The 15,557-nt window shown below is 55.0% G+C and carries 18 protein-coding genes and 1 tRNA gene; 3 read left to right on the plus strand and 16 right to left on the minus strand.

The window, feature by feature from the left end; translation table 11 throughout:
• Window positions 1-70: 70 nt before the first annotated feature.
• Window positions 71-499 (plus strand): DUF4830 domain-containing protein, encoded by a 429-nt coding sequence (locus QZL66_RS06305; RefSeq protein ID WP_022410887.1) that lies wholly within the window; start codon window positions 71-73, stop codon window positions 497-499.
• Window positions 500-503: 4 nt separating this feature from the next.
• On the opposite strand, the gene QZL66_RS06310 is transcribed toward QZL66_RS06305, so the two are convergent.
• The 9 genes from QZL66_RS06310 to QZL66_RS06350 all read right to left on the minus strand — a co-directional run bounded on the left by QZL66_RS06310 (window position 504) and on the right by QZL66_RS06350 (window position 5,886).
• The gene (locus QZL66_RS06310) at window positions 504-884 is read right to left on the minus strand and encodes a membrane protein (RefSeq protein ID WP_022410888.1); all 381 of its coding nucleotides are present in this window, start codon (window positions 882-884) and stop codon (window positions 504-506) included.
• Window positions 881-1,372 (minus strand): transcriptional regulator NrdR, encoded by a 492-nt coding sequence (gene nrdR, locus QZL66_RS06315; protein WP_022410889.1) that lies wholly within the window; start codon window positions 1,370-1,372, stop codon window positions 881-883. The genes QZL66_RS06310 and nrdR overlap by 4 nt, the downstream gene beginning before the upstream one ends.
• Window positions 1,373-1,374: 2 nt before the next feature.
• Window positions 1,375-2,178, minus strand: coding sequence for a sugar phosphate isomerase/epimerase family protein (locus QZL66_RS06320; RefSeq protein ID WP_022410890.1), 804 nt, complete (start codon window positions 2,176-2,178; stop codon window positions 1,375-1,377).
• A 30-nt stretch (window positions 2,179-2,208) separates the two neighbouring features.
• Window positions 2,209-3,153: an ROK family protein gene (locus QZL66_RS06325; protein ID WP_022410891.1), complete on the minus strand. Its 945-nt coding sequence runs from the start codon at window positions 3,151-3,153 to the stop codon at window positions 2,209-2,211.
• A gap of 43 nt (window positions 3,154-3,196) precedes the next feature.
• Entirely contained in the window at window positions 3,197-4,174 is a 978-nt protein-coding gene (locus QZL66_RS06330; RefSeq protein ID WP_022410892.1) for a type I phosphomannose isomerase catalytic subunit, read from the minus strand.
• Window positions 4,171-4,815, minus strand: a complete 645-nt coding sequence (locus tag QZL66_RS06335; RefSeq protein WP_022410893.1) for a glycoside hydrolase family 25 protein — start codon at window positions 4,813-4,815, stop codon at window positions 4,171-4,173. Before QZL66_RS06335 ends, QZL66_RS06330 begins: the two co-directional genes overlap by 4 nt.
• 13 nt (window positions 4,816-4,828) lie before the next feature.
• A complete protein-coding gene (locus QZL66_RS06340; protein WP_293601909.1) occupies window positions 4,829-4,996 on the minus strand; it encodes a hypothetical protein in 168 nt (55 codons plus the stop codon).
• A complete protein-coding gene (locus QZL66_RS06345; protein WP_022410894.1) occupies window positions 4,993-5,220 on the minus strand; it encodes a hypothetical protein in 228 nt (75 codons plus the stop codon). The genes QZL66_RS06340 and QZL66_RS06345 overlap by 4 nt, the downstream gene beginning before the upstream one ends.
• Window positions 5,221-5,295: 75 nt before the next feature.
• Window positions 5,296-5,886 carry a GNAT family N-acetyltransferase gene (locus QZL66_RS06350; RefSeq protein ID WP_022410895.1) on the minus strand — a complete coding sequence of 197 codons (591 nt, stop codon included), beginning with the start codon at window positions 5,884-5,886 and terminating at the stop codon, window positions 5,296-5,298.
• Here QZL66_RS06350 and QZL66_RS06355 point away from each other — a divergent pair.
• The gene (locus tag QZL66_RS06355) at window positions 5,809-6,702 is read left to right on the plus strand and encodes a hypothetical protein (protein WP_293601910.1); all 894 of its coding nucleotides are present in this window, start codon (window positions 5,809-5,811) and stop codon (window positions 6,700-6,702) included. The genes QZL66_RS06350 and QZL66_RS06355 overlap by 78 nt on opposite strands.
• A gap of 86 nt (window positions 6,703-6,788) precedes the next feature.
• Here the strand turns inward: QZL66_RS06355 and purB are convergent, their stop codons facing one another.
• From purB to malQ, 3 genes are all read right to left on the minus strand, one after another.
• Window positions 6,789-8,225 carry an adenylosuccinate lyase gene (purB, locus tag QZL66_RS06360; RefSeq protein ID WP_022410897.1) on the minus strand — a complete coding sequence of 479 codons (1,437 nt, stop codon included), beginning with the start codon at window positions 8,223-8,225 and terminating at the stop codon, window positions 6,789-6,791.
• 589 nt (window positions 8,226-8,814) lie between these two features.
• Window positions 8,815-9,207 (minus strand): hypothetical protein, encoded by a 393-nt coding sequence (locus QZL66_RS06365; protein WP_022410898.1) that lies wholly within the window; start codon window positions 9,205-9,207, stop codon window positions 8,815-8,817.
• A gap of 49 nt (window positions 9,208-9,256) precedes the next feature.
• Complete coding sequence (gene malQ / locus QZL66_RS06370) at window positions 9,257-10,813, minus strand: 4-alpha-glucanotransferase (RefSeq protein WP_022410899.1); 1,557 nt, start codon at window positions 10,811-10,813, stop codon at window positions 9,257-9,259.
• Between the two features lie 113 nt (window positions 10,814-10,926).
• Between malQ and QZL66_RS06375 the strand changes: the two genes are divergently transcribed.
• Window positions 10,927-11,319: a putative ABC transporter permease gene (locus QZL66_RS06375; protein ID WP_022410900.1), complete on the plus strand. Its 393-nt coding sequence runs from the start codon at window positions 10,927-10,929 to the stop codon at window positions 11,317-11,319.
• Window positions 11,320-11,556: 237 nt separating this feature from the next.
• On the opposite strand, the gene QZL66_RS06380 is transcribed toward QZL66_RS06375, so the two are convergent.
• From QZL66_RS06380 to QZL66_RS06395, 4 genes are all read right to left on the minus strand, one after another.
• Window positions 11,557-12,408: a dockerin type I repeat-containing protein gene (locus tag QZL66_RS06380; protein ID WP_022410901.1), complete on the minus strand. Its 852-nt coding sequence runs from the start codon at window positions 12,406-12,408 to the stop codon at window positions 11,557-11,559.
• 212 nt (window positions 12,409-12,620) lie between these two features.
• A complete protein-coding gene (htpG, locus tag QZL66_RS06385) occupies window positions 12,621-14,522 on the minus strand; it encodes a molecular chaperone HtpG (protein ID WP_022410902.1) in 1,902 nt (633 codons plus the stop codon).
• A 161-nt stretch (window positions 14,523-14,683) separates the two neighbouring features.
• A complete protein-coding gene (locus QZL66_RS06390; RefSeq protein ID WP_022410903.1) occupies window positions 14,684-15,328 on the minus strand; it encodes an HAD family hydrolase in 645 nt (214 codons plus the stop codon).
• Between the two features lie 130 nt (window positions 15,329-15,458).
• Window positions 15,459-15,535, minus strand: a tRNA-Ile gene (locus QZL66_RS06395).
• Window positions 15,536-15,557 lie beyond the last annotated feature (22 nt).

Consider the following 15,557-nt stretch of genomic DNA (forward strand, 5'->3'; position numbering starts at 1 on the left):
TATTGCCGTAGATAGACGCCTATGAACACGAGCTCTAAGAGCATACTTTTCTTAGAAAGGCGGTTGGCGTATGAAAAAACAATGGGTTCTTTTTCTCGGCATTGCCGGTTCCATTCTGGGCAGCGTCTGGCTGGTGCGGCAGGTCTCCCAAAAGCCGGCACCGGAGCCGGTCACGATCACACTGGCAGACGAGTCTGCACGCATCGCATTCCTACAGGAGCACGGCTTCCCGGACAGTGTCTGCATCGCCGCAGAGTGCGTGCAGCTGCCGGCAGAGGAAGATGTGGTCTACGATGCCTACGCTGCTCTCCAGCGGGCGCAGGGGCTGCCGCTGGACGAATACTGCGGCGAAAGCGCCACACGCTACACCTATGCGCAAAACAGCCCCGAACAGGGAACCCTGCGTGCGGAGCTGCTTTGTCATGAATCACAGATGCTCATCGGTGCGGTCACCTATTCCAGCACAGCGCCGGAGACGTTCACCGCACTCTTTTCCTAGAAAGTTACTTATCGAATACGTGCATCAGACCGCCGATGAAGGGCAGTTCCTTTGCCTTGCCGGAACCGGCAGTGATGATGCCGAAGAGCGTGTAGGCAAGGAGCAGTACGGAGATCAGTGCGGACAGCACAGAGCCCAGCACCGGAATCTTTCCCAGCAGAGAGCTGAGCACGCCGCCGATGATGTCGGCGATCAGCAGGATGAATGCCTGATTGGCGTGGAATCTGCCGAACTTGGAGCTTCCGCCGTTGACAACCAGCGGCAGGAAGAAGAGAATGCCCAGGTAAGAGAGGGCACCCCAGATCTTGTTGTCCTGAATGTCCTGTGTGTCGTACATGGAAGAATTGTCGGGGGTATTCAGCATGTTTTTGAAATCTTGGCTCATGATTTTTCCTCCTTTGTTCGGGAGGTGTCTCCCGAATGGGGTTCAGGCTGGTCCAGTGCCCCGATGGCGGCAATGAATCCAGCAACGTCTGTAAATTCCTGATAGACCGAGGCGAAACGGATGTATGCCACGGCATCAATGTTCTTGAGTTTTTCCATCACGGTATTGCCGATCTCTGCGGAGGTGACCGTACTGCGCATTTCGCTGGTGTACTGCGTCTCCATCTCCTCGATCATCGAGGTGATCTGTGTCGCACTGACCGGCCGCTTTTTAATGGCGCTGAACACGCCCTTGAGGAGCTTTTGCCGGTCAAACGCCTCCAGAGAGCCGTCCTTTTTCTGTACCATGAGCAGCGGACGCTCCACGACCTCATAGGTGGTAAACCGCTTGCCGCAGCGGGAACACTCCCGCCGCCGGCGAATCCTGATCTCCACAGGCCGGGAGTCCAGCACACGGGTCTCCCGCTCGCCGCAATAAGGACAGCGCATAATTACACGCCTCCCTTTCCCAAGGCATCCAGACGGTTCTTCAGGATGCTGTAATTGCTGACAAGCTCGGTCACGTGGTTAAAGCCGCTGCGGTACAGTTCCAGCACCACAGAGCATTCCGGATTATAAGTCTGCAATTCCGCCAGAAACGCCTCCCAGCGAAAGTAGCCTCTTCCCAGCAGCAGACAGTCCCCGTATTCCCCATGGTCGCTCATGTGCACGTGGACGATACTGCTGCCCAGCGCACGCAGCATGGTAAAGGGGTTCTCTCCGGCACGCACCGCCTGCTTGATGTCCAGCACGAAGCTGGCATCTTTCCCCAGCGCCTGTTTCATCTGCACCAGAAAGTTCAGAGATGCGCCGGTGCACCGTGCCACATTTTCCTGCGCCACAACAACACCGTAGGATTTCCCCAGATCTGCCAGCCGCCGAAAGCGCTCCGCATAGCGCTCCACATTTACGGATGCCGCCGGCACTTTGTTGCCGTGGAGCACGAAGATCTTTGCCCCAAGCTGCTGCATGGCGGTGAAGTAATAGCGGCAGTATTCCAGATAGTCGTCCACCCGGCGGGGATAGTTGGAGAAGAGCATAATGGGTTCGATCTCACAGGTATAGGGGTGCAGCGAACAGCAGGTCATCTCGAACCGATGCATCAGCTGTGCCATGGCATCCACAAAGTTCCGCCGCAGCTCCGAGTGGGAGTTGATGAAGATCTCCACACGGGAAACGCCGGCGAGCGCCAGATCATAGAGTGCGTCCTCTACCACACGGGGATAGAGACACGCCGTAGATACTCCAGCGTACATGACGGAACTCCTCCTTTTTCTGCGTCCGGTTTAGTCCTGTGCATTGCCCAGGAATGCTGCGCCGATGATGCCGGCATCGTTGCCCAGGGCTGCAATGACAATCTCGGTGTTCTTCTCCGAATTGCGGGTGTATACCTCACGCTTTACGATCTCCTTCATGGGTACCAGCAGCGGGTCGCCCTCGTTGCAGACACCGCCGCCGATGCACAGCACATCCGGCTGGAAGATGTTGATGGTGTTGGTAATGCCGGCAGCCAGATACTTGATGTAGTCGTCTACCACCTGCTTTGCAGTGGCATCGCCGGCACGCATGTAGTTGAACGCTGTCCGTGCGGAAATGTGCTCCTCTTCCTTCATCGTGCTCTCCGGATGTGCTTCCAGTGCCTCCTTGGTCATGCGCACCAGACCGGTGGCAGAGGAGTATACCTCGAAGCAGCCCTTTCTGCCGCAGGTGCACTGCGGGCCGTCTACGGAAATGACAGTGTGACCAACTTCAGCGCCGCCGAAGTTGGAGCCGCTGTAGATCTTGCCGTCAATGATGATGCCGGCGCCGACACCGGTGCCCAGTGTGATGCAGACCGCATTCTTTGCACCCTTGGCTGCGCCTGCCACATACTCGCCGTATGCTGCGGCGTTGGCATCGTTCTCAATGAAAGTGGGCTTGCCCAGTTCGGTTTCCAGATACTTCACCATGGGGGTGTTGTGGAAGCCCAGATTGTTGGAGTATTCGATGATGCCGGTAGCACTGTTGGCAACGCCGGGGGTGCCCACGCCGATCCACTCGATCTGATCCATGGTCAGACCAGCCTTTTCGGTTGCCTCACGGGTCACCTTTGCCATATCTGCGGCGATCTCCTGCTCCGGACGGGGCAGGTTGGTCTTCACGCTTGCCTTTGCCAGGATCTCATAGCTCTCGTTTACCACGCCGGCAACAATGTTTGTACCGCCCAAATCGATTCCAATGTAATACTTCATATGTGTTTCCTCCTCAATATTTCAAATCCATTATCTGGAATTGTCAACATAATTTTTCGTCTGCACGGGTCGCAATGTACTGCGCCTCCGTGCCCGTCACGGTATACTCGCCCAGCCCTGCCGGAAGCAGCACGCTGTCCCCTTTTTTCACGGGATAGCTGCCGGATGCGGTTTTCAGCACGGCAGTGCCGGACAGGAACAGCAGGTGGTGGAACGACTCCGTTCCCACGGCAAAGCGAACCGCACCGTGTACCGTGACCGCATCCGAAGCAAAATACTGGCACGCCTCCAGCTTCCGCACACTTCCGCCGGAAACCAGTGCGGGCGCATACTGCACCGTGGGTGCAAGGGGGCTGAGGTTAGCAACATCCAGCGCCTTTTCAATGTGCAGCGGGCGAAGCCTGCCGTCCGCTCCACGTCTGCCGTAGTCGTAGACACGGTAGGTGGTGTTGGAATTCTGCTGAATCTCCGCCAGCAGGATGCCTGCGCCAATGGCGTGGAGCGTGCCGGAGGGGATGAAGTACAGCTCGCCGGCGGTTACCTCCACCCGGTTGAGAATCTCCGGCAGGGTCTGCTCCTGAATCCGGCGGGCAAATTCCTCCTTAGACACGGCCTGCTTCACCCCATAGTACAGCGCAGCACCGGGGGCGGCATCCACAATATACCACATCTCAGTCTTGCCCGGCTCGCCTTCCACACGCATAGCGTAGTCATCGTCGGGATGCACCTGTATGGACAGGTCCTGTTTGGCATCGATCAGCTTGATGAGCACCGGCACGGTCGTACAGCCGGCGCAGTTGGTGCCCAGAAAGCCGGTGCCGTGGGCATCCAGATATTCCCGCAGCGTCTTTCCGGCATCCGGCCCGTTTTTCAGAATGCTGCTGCCGTCCTTGTGGCAGGCAAGCTCCCAGCTCTCGGCGATCTTATCCGCCCCGCTGGTCTTGCCGAACTCCTCCCGCAGGCGGTTTCCGCCCCAGAGGTAGTCTTTGCAGACACCCTGCAAAAAAATCGGTTCTGTCATTCTCTGTCTCCTTTTTCTGCCAGCCCGAACTGCTTCCGGAACTCGTCCATGCTGCCGGAATACACGTTCAGGTCGATGTGCATCTGATCGCCGTCATAGCCTTGAAGCATTCCGGAGTCGGTGTACTGCCAGAATGTCCAGTCAAAATACGGCTGGTAATAGTAATTGCTGATCCAGATGGGGTACTCTCCCTGAAAACAGCTGATGTATTTGCGATAGGTATTGGGAGCTGCGTAGAGGATGGGCTTGACGCCGTAGTGCTCCTCCAGCAGATCCAGCATCTCCTGCAAATTGTCCCGTGTTTCCTGCACGTCCGGCAGGATGCCGGAATCGTCGTACAGCTCCACGTCAATGACCGGCGGAAGAGTGTTCTCCGTCACGGGGACTTGCTGCATAAAGTTCTCCGCCTGCTCCCTGCCGGAGTTCTCGAAGCGGTAGAAGTGGTAGGCACCCACGTAGATGCCGGAGTCCTGCGCCGTCGACCAGTTCTGCCGGAACTGGGTGTCGCTGTGGTCGATGCCCTCGGTCGCCTTGATGAAGCAGAAGGAGATCCCCTGCGATTCCAGCACGTCCCAGTCAATGTTGCCCTGATAATAGGACACGTCTGCCCCCTGTACCGGATAGTCCTGTGTGTCCGGCACGTCCGGCGGCTGCCTACCGGGGCTGGTGAGAAAGATGTGCAGCAGGCGGCTGCCTACCGGTGCTGGTGAGAAAGATGTGCAGCAGGCGCGGAATCCAGACCGCACCCGCCACGATCAGCACCAGAAGCAGCAGCGTCACCGTCCAGCGGACGATATATTTTCCGTAATGTTTTCGTTTCACTTGGCAATGTCACCCATGATGATTCCCCGTCCGTCGGTACAGAAGTAAACTCTGCCGTAGACATTGCTGTCGCCGGTGATATACCCGCCGCCGCCAATGGCAACGTTGCTCCGCTGGTATTTGGAAGCAGCACTTTTTCCCGTACCGGCACAACCCGTCACCGTTCCGCCAAGCAGACAGACACCGAGCAGCAGTGCGGCAATTCGCCGTCCCTGTTGTTTCATCCGTTTTTCCTCCCATATTCCATTGCAGTACGATGCAAAAAATTCCTACTTCTTATGATACCCGAAAACGGCGGATTAGTCAATAGGCTGCGCAAATTTTTCCGTGCTGCCGGTATCCCAGAGCACCGGCAGCGGAGTCTCCTCGTGGCTGCCGATGTGTTTCTCCAGCCACACCATATGGTACCACCGCCCGAATTTATAGCCGCACTGGCGGAACTCCCCCACAAGGCGGTAGCCCAGCTTCTCGTGAAACCGGATGCTGTCCTTTGTGAGATAGGGGTCGTTGTCCGTCATGGGGCAGGCGACGCAGGCGTTCATGTTGAGGAAATGCCGCCGCTGTAATTCCTGTTCCAGTGCATCGTGGAGCTGTCTGCCGATGCCCTGCCGTTTCCGGTGCTGTTCCACATAGATGGAGGTCTCCACCGACCAGTCATAGGCGGCACGGTCGTGGAACTTTCCGGCGTAGGCATAGCCCACGGGAACGCCGTCCTCCTCCGCCACCAGATAGGGGTATCTTTTCAGCGTTTCGGCGATACGGCGGGCAAATTCCGCTTCTGCGGGAACATCATATTCAAAGGTAATGGCGGTGTGCGCCACGTAGGGGGCATAAATGGCAAGCAGCGCCGGCGCATCTGCCGGTGCTGCGGAACGAATCTGAATGGACATGGTGATTCCTCCTACTGTATCTTAGATACCTTTAAGGTACACCTTTTCCGGCGATTTGTCAAGCAGCTGGATTATTTTCTCACTGCGGCAGTGTTCAGCATTGCAGTTCTGTCCGGCTGCTCTGCCGGCGCAAATGCCGGAAACAGCACGGTGCAGAATGAGAGCAGCATCAGCCAGGCAGAAGCATCTGACACGCAGGAGGGCAAGGTCATCACGGACTATGCCATTGTGGAATATACAGAACTGGCAGACACCCTGAAAGCGCTGACAGGCAGCGCCGACTGGATCGCCAAAGTAGAGGTAACGGCTGTGACAGCTTCATCCGACGGGACTTATACCGAGATCACGCCCAATGTTCTGGAGACCTATCAGGGCAGCTATGACGGACAGACCCTCTGCGTTCCCGACTGCATCATGCCCTATGCAGATGCGCCGGCATCGCAGGAAAGCAGCGGCGATGAAGCGGCGATGTACCACTATGACCACGCCGGAAACTACATCCCCCAGACCGGCGATGTGCTGTTGTTCTTCGGCACGGAAAAAGACGGCAGCTATTGGGAGCAGTACAGCTATCAGGGCATGTTCCTGCTCCGGGACGGAGGCTATGTCAACCAGGCACTCGGCTGTAACAGCGATCCGCTGGCAGAAGATCTGCAAACCCTCTCCGGCGCAAAAACCATTGACATCCCGGCAGAATTTACCCGGACAGAAAACGATACCACCTACACCTTCCAGAACCGAAACGCTCAGACGGTTTCTGTTCCGGAACAGACTATGACCGATGCGGTGCAGGGCTTCTTGAACGGCACAGCGTAAAAATACTTTCTGCAAAGAAAAACAGCTCTCAGCGGTTTCAGTTCCGCTGAGAGCTGTTTTTTTACATTTTTATATGAGAAGTTGTCTTAGTTCTTCATCTCGAAGTGTTCGCCCAGGATGTCCCTGTTTGCGTCCAGAATGGGCTGGATGCACTCTGCCACGAATTCCTCGGTCTGCTGTTCGCTGCGGCCGGTGAAGTTCTCCGGCTTCAGAATCTTGTCCAGATCTTCCCTGGTGATCATGAACGCCGGATCTGCCAGCAGCATATCGCACAGGTCGTTTTCCAGACCCTCTTCCTTGACGTGCTTGCCGGCTTCCATGGAGTACTGGCGAATCTTCTCGTGGAGTTCCTGACGGTTGCCGCCCTTTTCTACAGCGTCCATCATGATGTTCTCGGTTGCCATGAACGGCAGCTCCCGCATGATGCGCTGGCGGATCATCTTCGGATATACCACCAGACCATCGGTGACATTCAGCATAATGTTCAGGATGGCATCGATTGCCAGGAATGCCTCCGGCACGGAAACACGCTTGTTGGCGGAGTCGTCCAGCGTCCGCTCGAACCACTGGGTACCTGCGGTAAATGCCGGATTCAGGCTGTCGATCATCACGTAGCGAGCCAGAGAAGTGATACGCTCGCAGCGCATGGGGTTGCGCTTGTATGCCATTGCAGAGGAACCGATCTGAGTCTTTTCGAACGGCTCTTCCATCTCCTTGAAGCTCTGGAGCAGACGCATATCGTTGGAGAACTTGCTGCAAGACTGTGCGATACCGCTGAGGGTTGCCAGAATCTGCGAGTCGATCTTTCTGGAATAAGTCTGACCGGAAACCGGAACAACGCCGTCGAAGCCCATTTCCCTGGCAATCTTTGCTTCCAGCTCCTTGACCTTATCGGTATCACCCTTGAACAGCTCCATGAAAGAAGCCTGTGTGCCGGTGGTACCCTTGGAGCCCAGCAGCTTCAGGTTTGCAATACGGTATTCCAGTTCGTGGAAATCCATGAGCAGCTCATTCATCCACAGAGTGGCACGCTTGCCCACGGTGGTCAGCTGTGCCGGCTGGAGGTGGGTATATGCCAGCGCCGGCATACCCTTGTATTCCATGGCGAACTTCGAGAGGTTTGCCAGAACGTTGATCATCTTCCGGCGAACGATCTCCAGCGCATCCCGCATGATGATGATGTCGGTGTTGTCGCCCACATAACAGGAAGTTGCGCCCAGGTGGATGATACCGGCAGCCTTGGGGCAGACCTGGCCATAGGCATAGACGTGGGACATGACATCGTGACGGCGACGCTTTTCCTCTGCCTCGGCAACATCATAGTCAATGTTGCTGATGTTGGCTTCCAGTTCGTCCACCTGCTCCTGTGTCACCGGCAGACCCAGCTCCATCTCTGCACGAGCCAGAGCCACCCAAAGGCGGCGCCATGTGGAAAACTTCTTGTCTGCGGAGAACACATGCTGCATTTCCTCGCTGGCATAGCGGGTGCAGAACGGGCTCTCATAACTTGTGGTATTACGCATAGTTTTTGTACCTCTTTCTTTTGGAATCCGTTGACGGAATCGCTTCTTGTTTTATTATAGCATATTCTGAGAAAATTGGCAAGAGGGACGGAAAAGCAGCACACAAAGTGCAAGCAAACAGAACGCATCGTGTGAAAACAGAGAGCTTTCGGGAAACTGTCCCCGAAAAGGCTGATCCAACTGAACGCAGTTGGCGAGGTGTTCCGTGCACATTGTAGGGACACGGCGTGCCGTGTCCGCTGATTTCAACAAGGGTAAAATCCGTTGAAAACGTTCCACCGGAACGTTTTCAAAATCAAAGCACAGCAAGCGGGACACAAGGGCGGAGCGGTCTTGTTCGCTCCGCCCTCGAAAAGCTGTCGCTTTTCTCACCCACCTTCCCCGTGCGCCAAAAGCATGGCGCAGGGAATTTCGCTGTCTGCGGACAGCGACTTAGAGGGACGTGCCCTCTAAGAACACCTCGCCAGCTGCGCTCAGCTGGAGCAGCCTGACGAGTCCAACGGTTCCGGTTCTTTCTGTTTCTGCACGATAATTTTTGCAACCACAATTTCAACAAAAAAGGACGGATTTCTCCGTCCTCTCGTTCTCTTCAGGTATCATCATCCTCTGTCAGTTCCTGCGGCGGTGCTCCCTCTGTCTTGCAATACATATCCGCATAATACGCCTGCCCCACAAAAGCAGCGGTCAGCAGTGCACCCATGAGGTAAAACGTCACCATCAGCACTGTACCTGACACGATATGCAGCGTCATTGCCAGCAAAACGACCAGCGCTGCCAGCAGCTGCGATACCGCCTGAATTGCGATTGACCAGCAATAGGTGCGGTAGAGTTTCTCCGTTTCATAGAGGTAGCTGCCGTCCTCCCGTTTGGGATTGACGAAGTGTTCCAAACCTCGCAGTTTCCCCCGAAACAGCAGTGCGGAAAGCACCGTATTGCACACGGCAAAGCCGCACAAAACAACGAAAATAAGCCAATTCCACACAGTTCCTCTGCCCCCTTTTTCCAGTCTTCCGCCTTCCGGTGTACGTGCCTTACTGTTCGCCCTGCGTCTTCTTTTCGGCGGTTCGGACAGACTTGGCACGGCGCTGGATCGGCTTGGGAGCGGTCTTTGCCGGCAGGCGGTTGCTCAGCTCATTCAGGCTATAGATGCGCTTCGCCAGACGGGGCGTGAAATCGCTGGCAACAGTGCGGTACTGCCAGTTTCCGCCAGTGGTGGAGGGCGTATTCATCCGACCCTCCGGACCGGAATCCAAGAAGTCCTGCATCTGTCCCACGGCGAGCTCTGCAATGCTGTTCCACGTCAGGCGCAGCATTGCCATAGGCAGATCGGAGGCGTTGCGGCAGTGGAGGTAGCGTTTCGCAAAGGCAATGGTCTTTGACGGCGATGCCGAAACCCAGCCGCGCAGGGTCATATTGTCGTGGGTGCCCGTATAGGCAACGCAGTTCGGCGTGGTGTAGTTCTGGGGCAGATAGGTGCTTGCCGGATCGTCATCAAAGGCGAACTGCACTACCTTCATGCCCGGATAACCGCAGTCCGACAGCAGCTGGCGCACCTCCGGTGTCACGAAGCCCAGATCTTCAGCGATAATGGAGAGCGCACCCAGCTTTTCCTTGACAGTGCGGAACAGCTCCACACCCGGACCGGGCATCCACTTGCCGATCTTGGCGTCTTTCATGCCATAGGGAATCTTATAGTAGCTCTCGAAGCCACGGAAGTGGTCGATGCGGACGGTATCATACAGCGTTGCAGCTCTGGCAAGGCGCTGTACCCACCAGGCGTAATTGGTTTCCTTGTGGTAGTTCCAGTTGTACAGCGGATTGCCCCACAGCTGACCGGAGGGCGAAAAAACATCCGGCGGACATCCGGCAACGGCGGTGGGCACGTGGTCATCATCCAGCTGGAACAGCTCCGGCTGCGACCAGACCTCCACGCTGTCATATGCCACATAAATCGGGATATCGCCAACGATGGTGATGCCACGCTTGTTGCAGTAATGTTTCAGCTTATACCACTGCTTATGGAACCAGTACTGCATCACGCAATAGAAAGCGATATCGTCCTGATACAGCTTCTTTGCCGTAGCGATGGCATCCGGTTCATGCATGGCGAGGGGCTTTTCCCAGAGATACCAGGGCTTTCCGCCGTTGGCATTTTTCAGCGCCATAAAGAGAGCGTACTCCGGCAGCCACGCCTCCTGCTGGCGGCAGAAGGACTGGTAATCCGCATCGGACTGGTCAAAGCGGGTGTACGCTTTGTGCAGCACATCGTAGCAGTACTGGTAGATGTGGGCATAGTCCACCCGGCGGGGATCTTCATCCCAGATCAGACCGGCGTAGTCCACCCGTGTGAGGAGTCCCTCCTGCTCCAGCTGTTCATAGTCGATAAAGTAGGGGTTTCCGGCATAGACGGAAAAAGACTGGTAGGGCGAATCGCCGTAGCTGGTGGGCGAGAGGGGCAGGATCTGCCATACCTGTACACCGGCATCCACCAAAAAATCTGCAAATGCATAGGCTGCGCTTCCCATTTTTCCAATGCCGTAATCAGACGGCAGGCTGGAAATGTGCAGCAAAATTCCGCTTTTTCTCATAAAAGAATGTCCTCCTTTTCCTGCAATACGAGAAAATCCCATCCCAGCGCCTGCGCATAATCCCACGCATTCTGCACATGCTACCCAAAAAGCGCAACGGAGGTGAAACATCCATGCGTACCCGATTTTACGAGCTATGCTGGTTCTTTCTACTGGGGTATTTCACATACAGTCTGATGGAGATTCTGTTCCGTGGCTACACACACTGGACCATGGCGGTCACCGGCGGTATTACGGCAGCAGCGCTCTATCTGCTGCACCGCTCCGCACCGGCGCACACGCTTCTGCTCCAATGTCTTTGCGGCGCACTGCTGATTACTGCGATTGAATTTTCTGTTGGTGTCATCGACAATCTGGTCATGGGCTGGTCCGTCTGGGACTACAGCGCCATGCCGTTCAATTTATACGGTCAGATCTGTCTGCCGTTTACCGGACTGTGGTTCCTTGTCTGCATTCCGGCGGCAGGCATTTGCCGGGCGGCATCCCGCCGGTTCCACGGCATCTGATCCGCTTGGCACTTCTCTTGCAGTTCTTCAATTTCTTACGTTTATTATAGCACAATCCGATTTTTTTGACAAGCAGTTTTCCAAAATCGAAACAGTAAAGATACAAAATGACCAAAGAAAAAGCAAAGCGATTCCATTCCCGAACTGTTTTGCTTTTTCTCTGCCATCAGCAAAGCCGCCGCACAGGAACATCCCATGCGGCGGCACAGCAAAATCGTCTGGTTTTATTTTTATGGGTTAGAGGGCATCGACCTGACGCACCAAAAAGCCCAGCAGTTCCACGCCGTCCTCTGCACTGAGCACGCCGTCCCGATTGCAGTCGGCTGCTGTTTTCTGGGCATCCGTAGCCAGCACAACGCTTCCGCTGACTGCCTTATTCAGGAGCACAGCGTCCGCCAGATCAATGGCGCCATCCAGGTTCACATCACCCACTGCGCCGACATCTGTTGTCTGTTCGGGCGCCTCTGTTGCCTCGGTGGGATTTTCCGCCGGAGCACTGTAAGAATAATACGGCACTTCTCCCAGCACATAATCTGTTGCGGCATTTCCCTGCACATCATAGAACGTCCCATCGGCATAGACCAGATTCTGCACCATCGGCAGCAGTGTGCTGCCCAGCCAGAATTCGCTGCCGTTTTCTACCAGCGTCTGCAGGACACTGTCCGCCGGAATCGTGCTTGCGGAGAGATAATCCCCGTTGGAAAGCAGGCTGATCTCGCCCAGCAGCTCCCCATCCTGAAATACAAAATAGGTGTACAGATCTTCGTCTGCTGCAAATTCGTTGAAGTTATAGTACCAGTAGTACGGCTCACTGAATGTCAGTTCTGTTTCGTCCTCCACGCCGAAGCGCTTTTCCAGCAGTTCATGAAGCTGTTCCTTTTGCAGTTCCGCATTTTTCGCAGTGTTCAGGGACATTTCCCACACCGTTGCGAAATCCAGTCCATCCTCATGTTTTGCCATCAGGAGTGCCACCGCAGAATCTGCCCCCACAGATGTTTCTGCAAAAGCCGGTACCGTCAAAATGGATGCTGCCGTCAGCACTGCTGTCAGAGCAGCCGTCCACCGGCAAATTCTTTCTCTTTTTTTCATAACGATTCCCCAACCTTTCTGAAATTGATTTTTGTTTTATCCAAAATGGACTTTCACACTTTTATTATAGTATAAAATTTCCAGTTTGTATATCGTCATTTTCACCAATTTTCAACTTTCATTTTGTACATTAACGTGTCGAATCACAAAAAATGCGCCATGCCACAGGGCACAGCGCATCTGAATTGATTTGGTTTCGGAACCGACTGGGATTACATCAGGCTGCAAATGCGGTTGGAGAATGCCACCGGATCCTCAATGGGCATGCCGGCAATCAGCAGCGCCTGATCGTACAGCAGCTTTGCATATTCGCCAAGCTTCTCCGGATCGCTCTCCTGCAGCTGCATGAGCGTCTGGTAGATGGCGTGTTCCGGATTGATCTCCAGCACAGTGTTGGCGTGGAGCTTCTCGCCGTTTGCGCCGGGCATTGCGTTCAGCGTCTTTGCCATCTCCATGGAAAGCTCGCCCTCGCTGCTCAGGCAAACCGGATGGGACTTCAGCCGGCCGGACAGCTTGACACTGCCGACCTTGCCCTCCAGCGCCTTCTGCATGGTTTCCAGCATGGTCTTACTGGACTCCTGCTTCTCCTCCAGCGCTTTCTTCTCCTCTTCGCTCTCCAGATCCAGACTGCTGTCCAGCACCGACTTGAACGGCTTGTCCTGATAGTTCTGCATCATGCGGATGGCGAATTCGTCCACGTTCTCGGTGAAGTACAGGATCTCATAGCCCTTGTCCTTGACCTGTTCGGTCTGGGGCAGCAGCTCGATGCGGGAAATGCTCTCGCCAGTTGCGTAGTAGATGGCATCCTGTCCCTCCGGCATGCGGTCGATGTACTCTTGCAGGGAGGTCAGCTTGCCCTCCTTGGACGACGGGAACAGCAGCAGGTCTTGCAGCAGCTCCTTGTGCATGCCATAATCGGAATAAACGCCGTATTTCAGCTGCAAACCGAATGCCTGATAGAACTTCTCGTACTTCTCCCGATCGTTCTTCATCATCCGCTTCAGCTCGTTCTTGATGGTGCGCTCAATGCTGCGGGCGATGAGACGAAGCTGGGTGTCGTGCTGGAGCATCTCACGGGAGATGTTCAGGGACAGGTCTTCGGAGTCCACCAGACCCTTGACAAAACTGAAGTAATCCGGCAGCAGATCCTCGCAGCGATCCATGATCAGCACGCCGTTGGCGTACAGCTGCAAGCCCTTTTCGTAGTCCTTATTATAATAGTTGAACGGTGCATGCTCCGGAATGTACAGCAGGGCATCATACGTGATCGAGCCCTCGTTGTGCACGTGGATATGGCACAGCGGGTTGGTGTAGTCGCCGCACTTGTCCCGATAGAAGGTGTTATACTCCTCCTCGGTGATCTCGCTCTTATTCTTATGCCACAGCGGAACCATGCTGTTGAGCGTTACGGTTTCGGTGTAGTCCTCGTATTCGTCCGAGCCCTCTTTCTTGCGGCTCTTGGTCATCTCCATGCGGATGGGGAAGCGGATGTAATCGCTATAGCGCTTGATGAGGCTCTGGATGCGGTACTGGTCAAGGTACTCGCTGTAGTTCTCTGCGCCGTTGCCGTCCTCATCTCCTGCCACATCCGGCAGCAGCTCCAGCGTGATCTCCGTTCCCACGGTGTCCTTGTCGCAGGTGTCGATGGTATAGCCCTCAACGCCTTCCGACTGCCATACATATGCCTGATCGGCACCAAAGGCACGGGACTTCACGGTGACACATTTTGCCACCATGAAAGCGGAGTAGAAGCCCACACCGAACTGACCAATGATCTGGTTGTCCTCTGCCAGATTGTTTTCCTTCTTGAACTGAAGCGAACCGCTGTTGGCGATGGTGCCCAGATGCTCCTCCATCTCCTCCTTGGTCATACCGATACCGTTATCGGAAATGGTGAGGGTGCGTGCGTCCTTATCAATGGCGATGGAAATGCCGAAATCCGACTTATTCATGCCCACGCTGTCATCCGTCAGAGAGCGGAAGTACAGCTTGTCAATGGCATCACTGGCGTTGGAAATCAGTTCCCGCAAGAAAATCTCCTTGTGTGTGTAAATCGAGTGAATCATCATGTCCATCAAGCGCTTGGACTCTGCCTGAAATTGTTTCTGTTCCATGGTTTTTTCCTTCGTGCCGGCTGCCGGCACGGCTCCTTTCCTCATAGCTTTCATGCGAAATTAGCACTCGCATGTTTTAAGTGCTAACACTATTATAGCACGTGTGCTAAGTTCGTCAAGGCAAATTTCATATTGTTTACAATTTGTTTACATTTGCAGTATCATGCAAACTTTTCGAGGAAAGTTTTGACCTCCAGCAGCGAAGACTGCACAGTGATGACTTTCTGCCGCAGTTCCAAGTTGGGGCGGATCAGGTCGGGCACCATGATTACCCGCAGATTTGCAGCAGCTGCGCTCTGGATGCCGTTGGGCGAATCCTCCACCGCAAAGGTCTGCTCCGGCGCAGCCTCCAGCGTCTGACAAGCTTTCAGATAGATTTCCGGATCGGGCTTGCCGTGTTCCACCTGTTCGCCGGTGATGATCTGGTCAAAATAGTCCGTCATCTTTGCCGACTCCAGATGGTGCATGGTGCTCTCCCGACCGGTGGAGGTGGCAAGCGCCACACGCCACTCCTGTTCCCGCAGCCAGTCCAGCAGCGCATATGCGCCGGGTTTGACGGGCATTCCGTCCGCCAGGAGCTCCGCCATGATCTCATGGTTGCGCTGATGAAATGCGAGATAGTCCACGTTCGGGAAATGCGACTCGAAAAATGCACGGGTGTCTGCACGGTTCAGTCCACGGCAGCCCTCGATTGCAGCTTCGATGTCCGCAAACTGCATCTCCTCCGCAGCCTGCCGCCATGCCTGATCGCTGACACGCTCTGTATCGAACAAAATCCCATCCATATCAAAAACAATTGCTTTCATTGGTATTCCTCCCAAAAATCTTTTTCCTCTTTCATTGTAACATAAAACCGAAAAAATTGCAACTTTTTGGCGGATTTTTCCCAAGAAAAATACCGTCCAAGGCACAGTGTCTTGGACGGTATTCGGAAACTGGTGGGCCATCGGGGACTCGAACCCAGGACCGACCGGTTATGAGCCGGTTGCTCTAACCAACTGAGCTAATGGCCCGAAAACGAAACGAGGCGCAATC

This window comes from Ruminococcus sp. CAG:330 (genome assembly GCF_000437175.1).
In the GTDB taxonomy this organism is placed as follows: domain Bacteria; phylum Bacillota; class Clostridia; order Oscillospirales; family Ruminococcaceae; genus Ruminococcus_C.

What these genes read in the sequence shown, in the direction of transcription:
- purB (WP_022410897.1), bottom strand. Translation starts at nt 8,225, where the DNA reads ATGCGTAATACCACAAGTTATGAGAGCCCGTTCTGCACCCGCTATGCC.
- QZL66_RS06305 (WP_022410887.1), top strand. Translation starts at nt 71, where the DNA reads ATGAAAAAACAATGGGTTCTTTTTCTCGGCATTGCCGGTTCCATTCTG.
- QZL66_RS06345 (WP_022410894.1), bottom strand. Translation starts at nt 5,220, where the DNA reads ATGAAACAACAGGGACGGCGAATTGCCGCACTGCTGCTCGGTGTCTGT.
- QZL66_RS06375 (WP_022410900.1), top strand. Translation starts at nt 10,927, where the DNA reads ATGCGTACCCGATTTTACGAGCTATGCTGGTTCTTTCTACTGGGGTAT.
- QZL66_RS06350 (WP_022410895.1), bottom strand. Translation starts at nt 5,886, where the DNA reads ATGTCCATTCAGATTCGTTCCGCAGCACCGGCAGATGCGCCGGCGCTG.
- QZL66_RS06310 (WP_022410888.1), bottom strand. Translation starts at nt 884, where the DNA reads ATGAGCCAAGATTTCAAAAACATGCTGAATACCCCCGACAATTCTTCC.
- QZL66_RS06330 (WP_022410892.1), bottom strand. Translation starts at nt 4,174, where the DNA reads ATGACAGAACCGATTTTTTTGCAGGGTGTCTGCAAAGACTACCTCTGG.
- malQ (WP_022410899.1), bottom strand. Translation starts at nt 10,813, where the DNA reads ATGAGAAAAAGCGGAATTTTGCTGCACATTTCCAGCCTGCCGTCTGAT.
- htpG (WP_022410902.1), bottom strand. Translation starts at nt 14,522, where the DNA reads ATGGAACAGAAACAATTTCAGGCAGAGTCCAAGCGCTTGATGGACATG.
- QZL66_RS06325 (WP_022410891.1), bottom strand. Translation starts at nt 3,153, where the DNA reads ATGAAGTATTACATTGGAATCGATTTGGGCGGTACAAACATTGTTGCC.
- QZL66_RS06390 (WP_022410903.1), bottom strand. Translation starts at nt 15,328, where the DNA reads ATGAAAGCAATTGTTTTTGATATGGATGGGATTTTGTTCGATACAGAG.
- nrdR (WP_022410889.1), bottom strand. Translation starts at nt 1,372, where the DNA reads ATGCGCTGTCCTTATTGCGGCGAGCGGGAGACCCGTGTGCTGGACTCC.
- QZL66_RS06380 (WP_022410901.1), bottom strand. Translation starts at nt 12,408, where the DNA reads ATGAAAAAAAGAGAAAGAATTTGCCGGTGGACGGCTGCTCTGACAGCA.
- QZL66_RS06320 (WP_022410890.1), bottom strand. Translation starts at nt 2,178, where the DNA reads ATGTACGCTGGAGTATCTACGGCGTGTCTCTATCCCCGTGTGGTAGAG.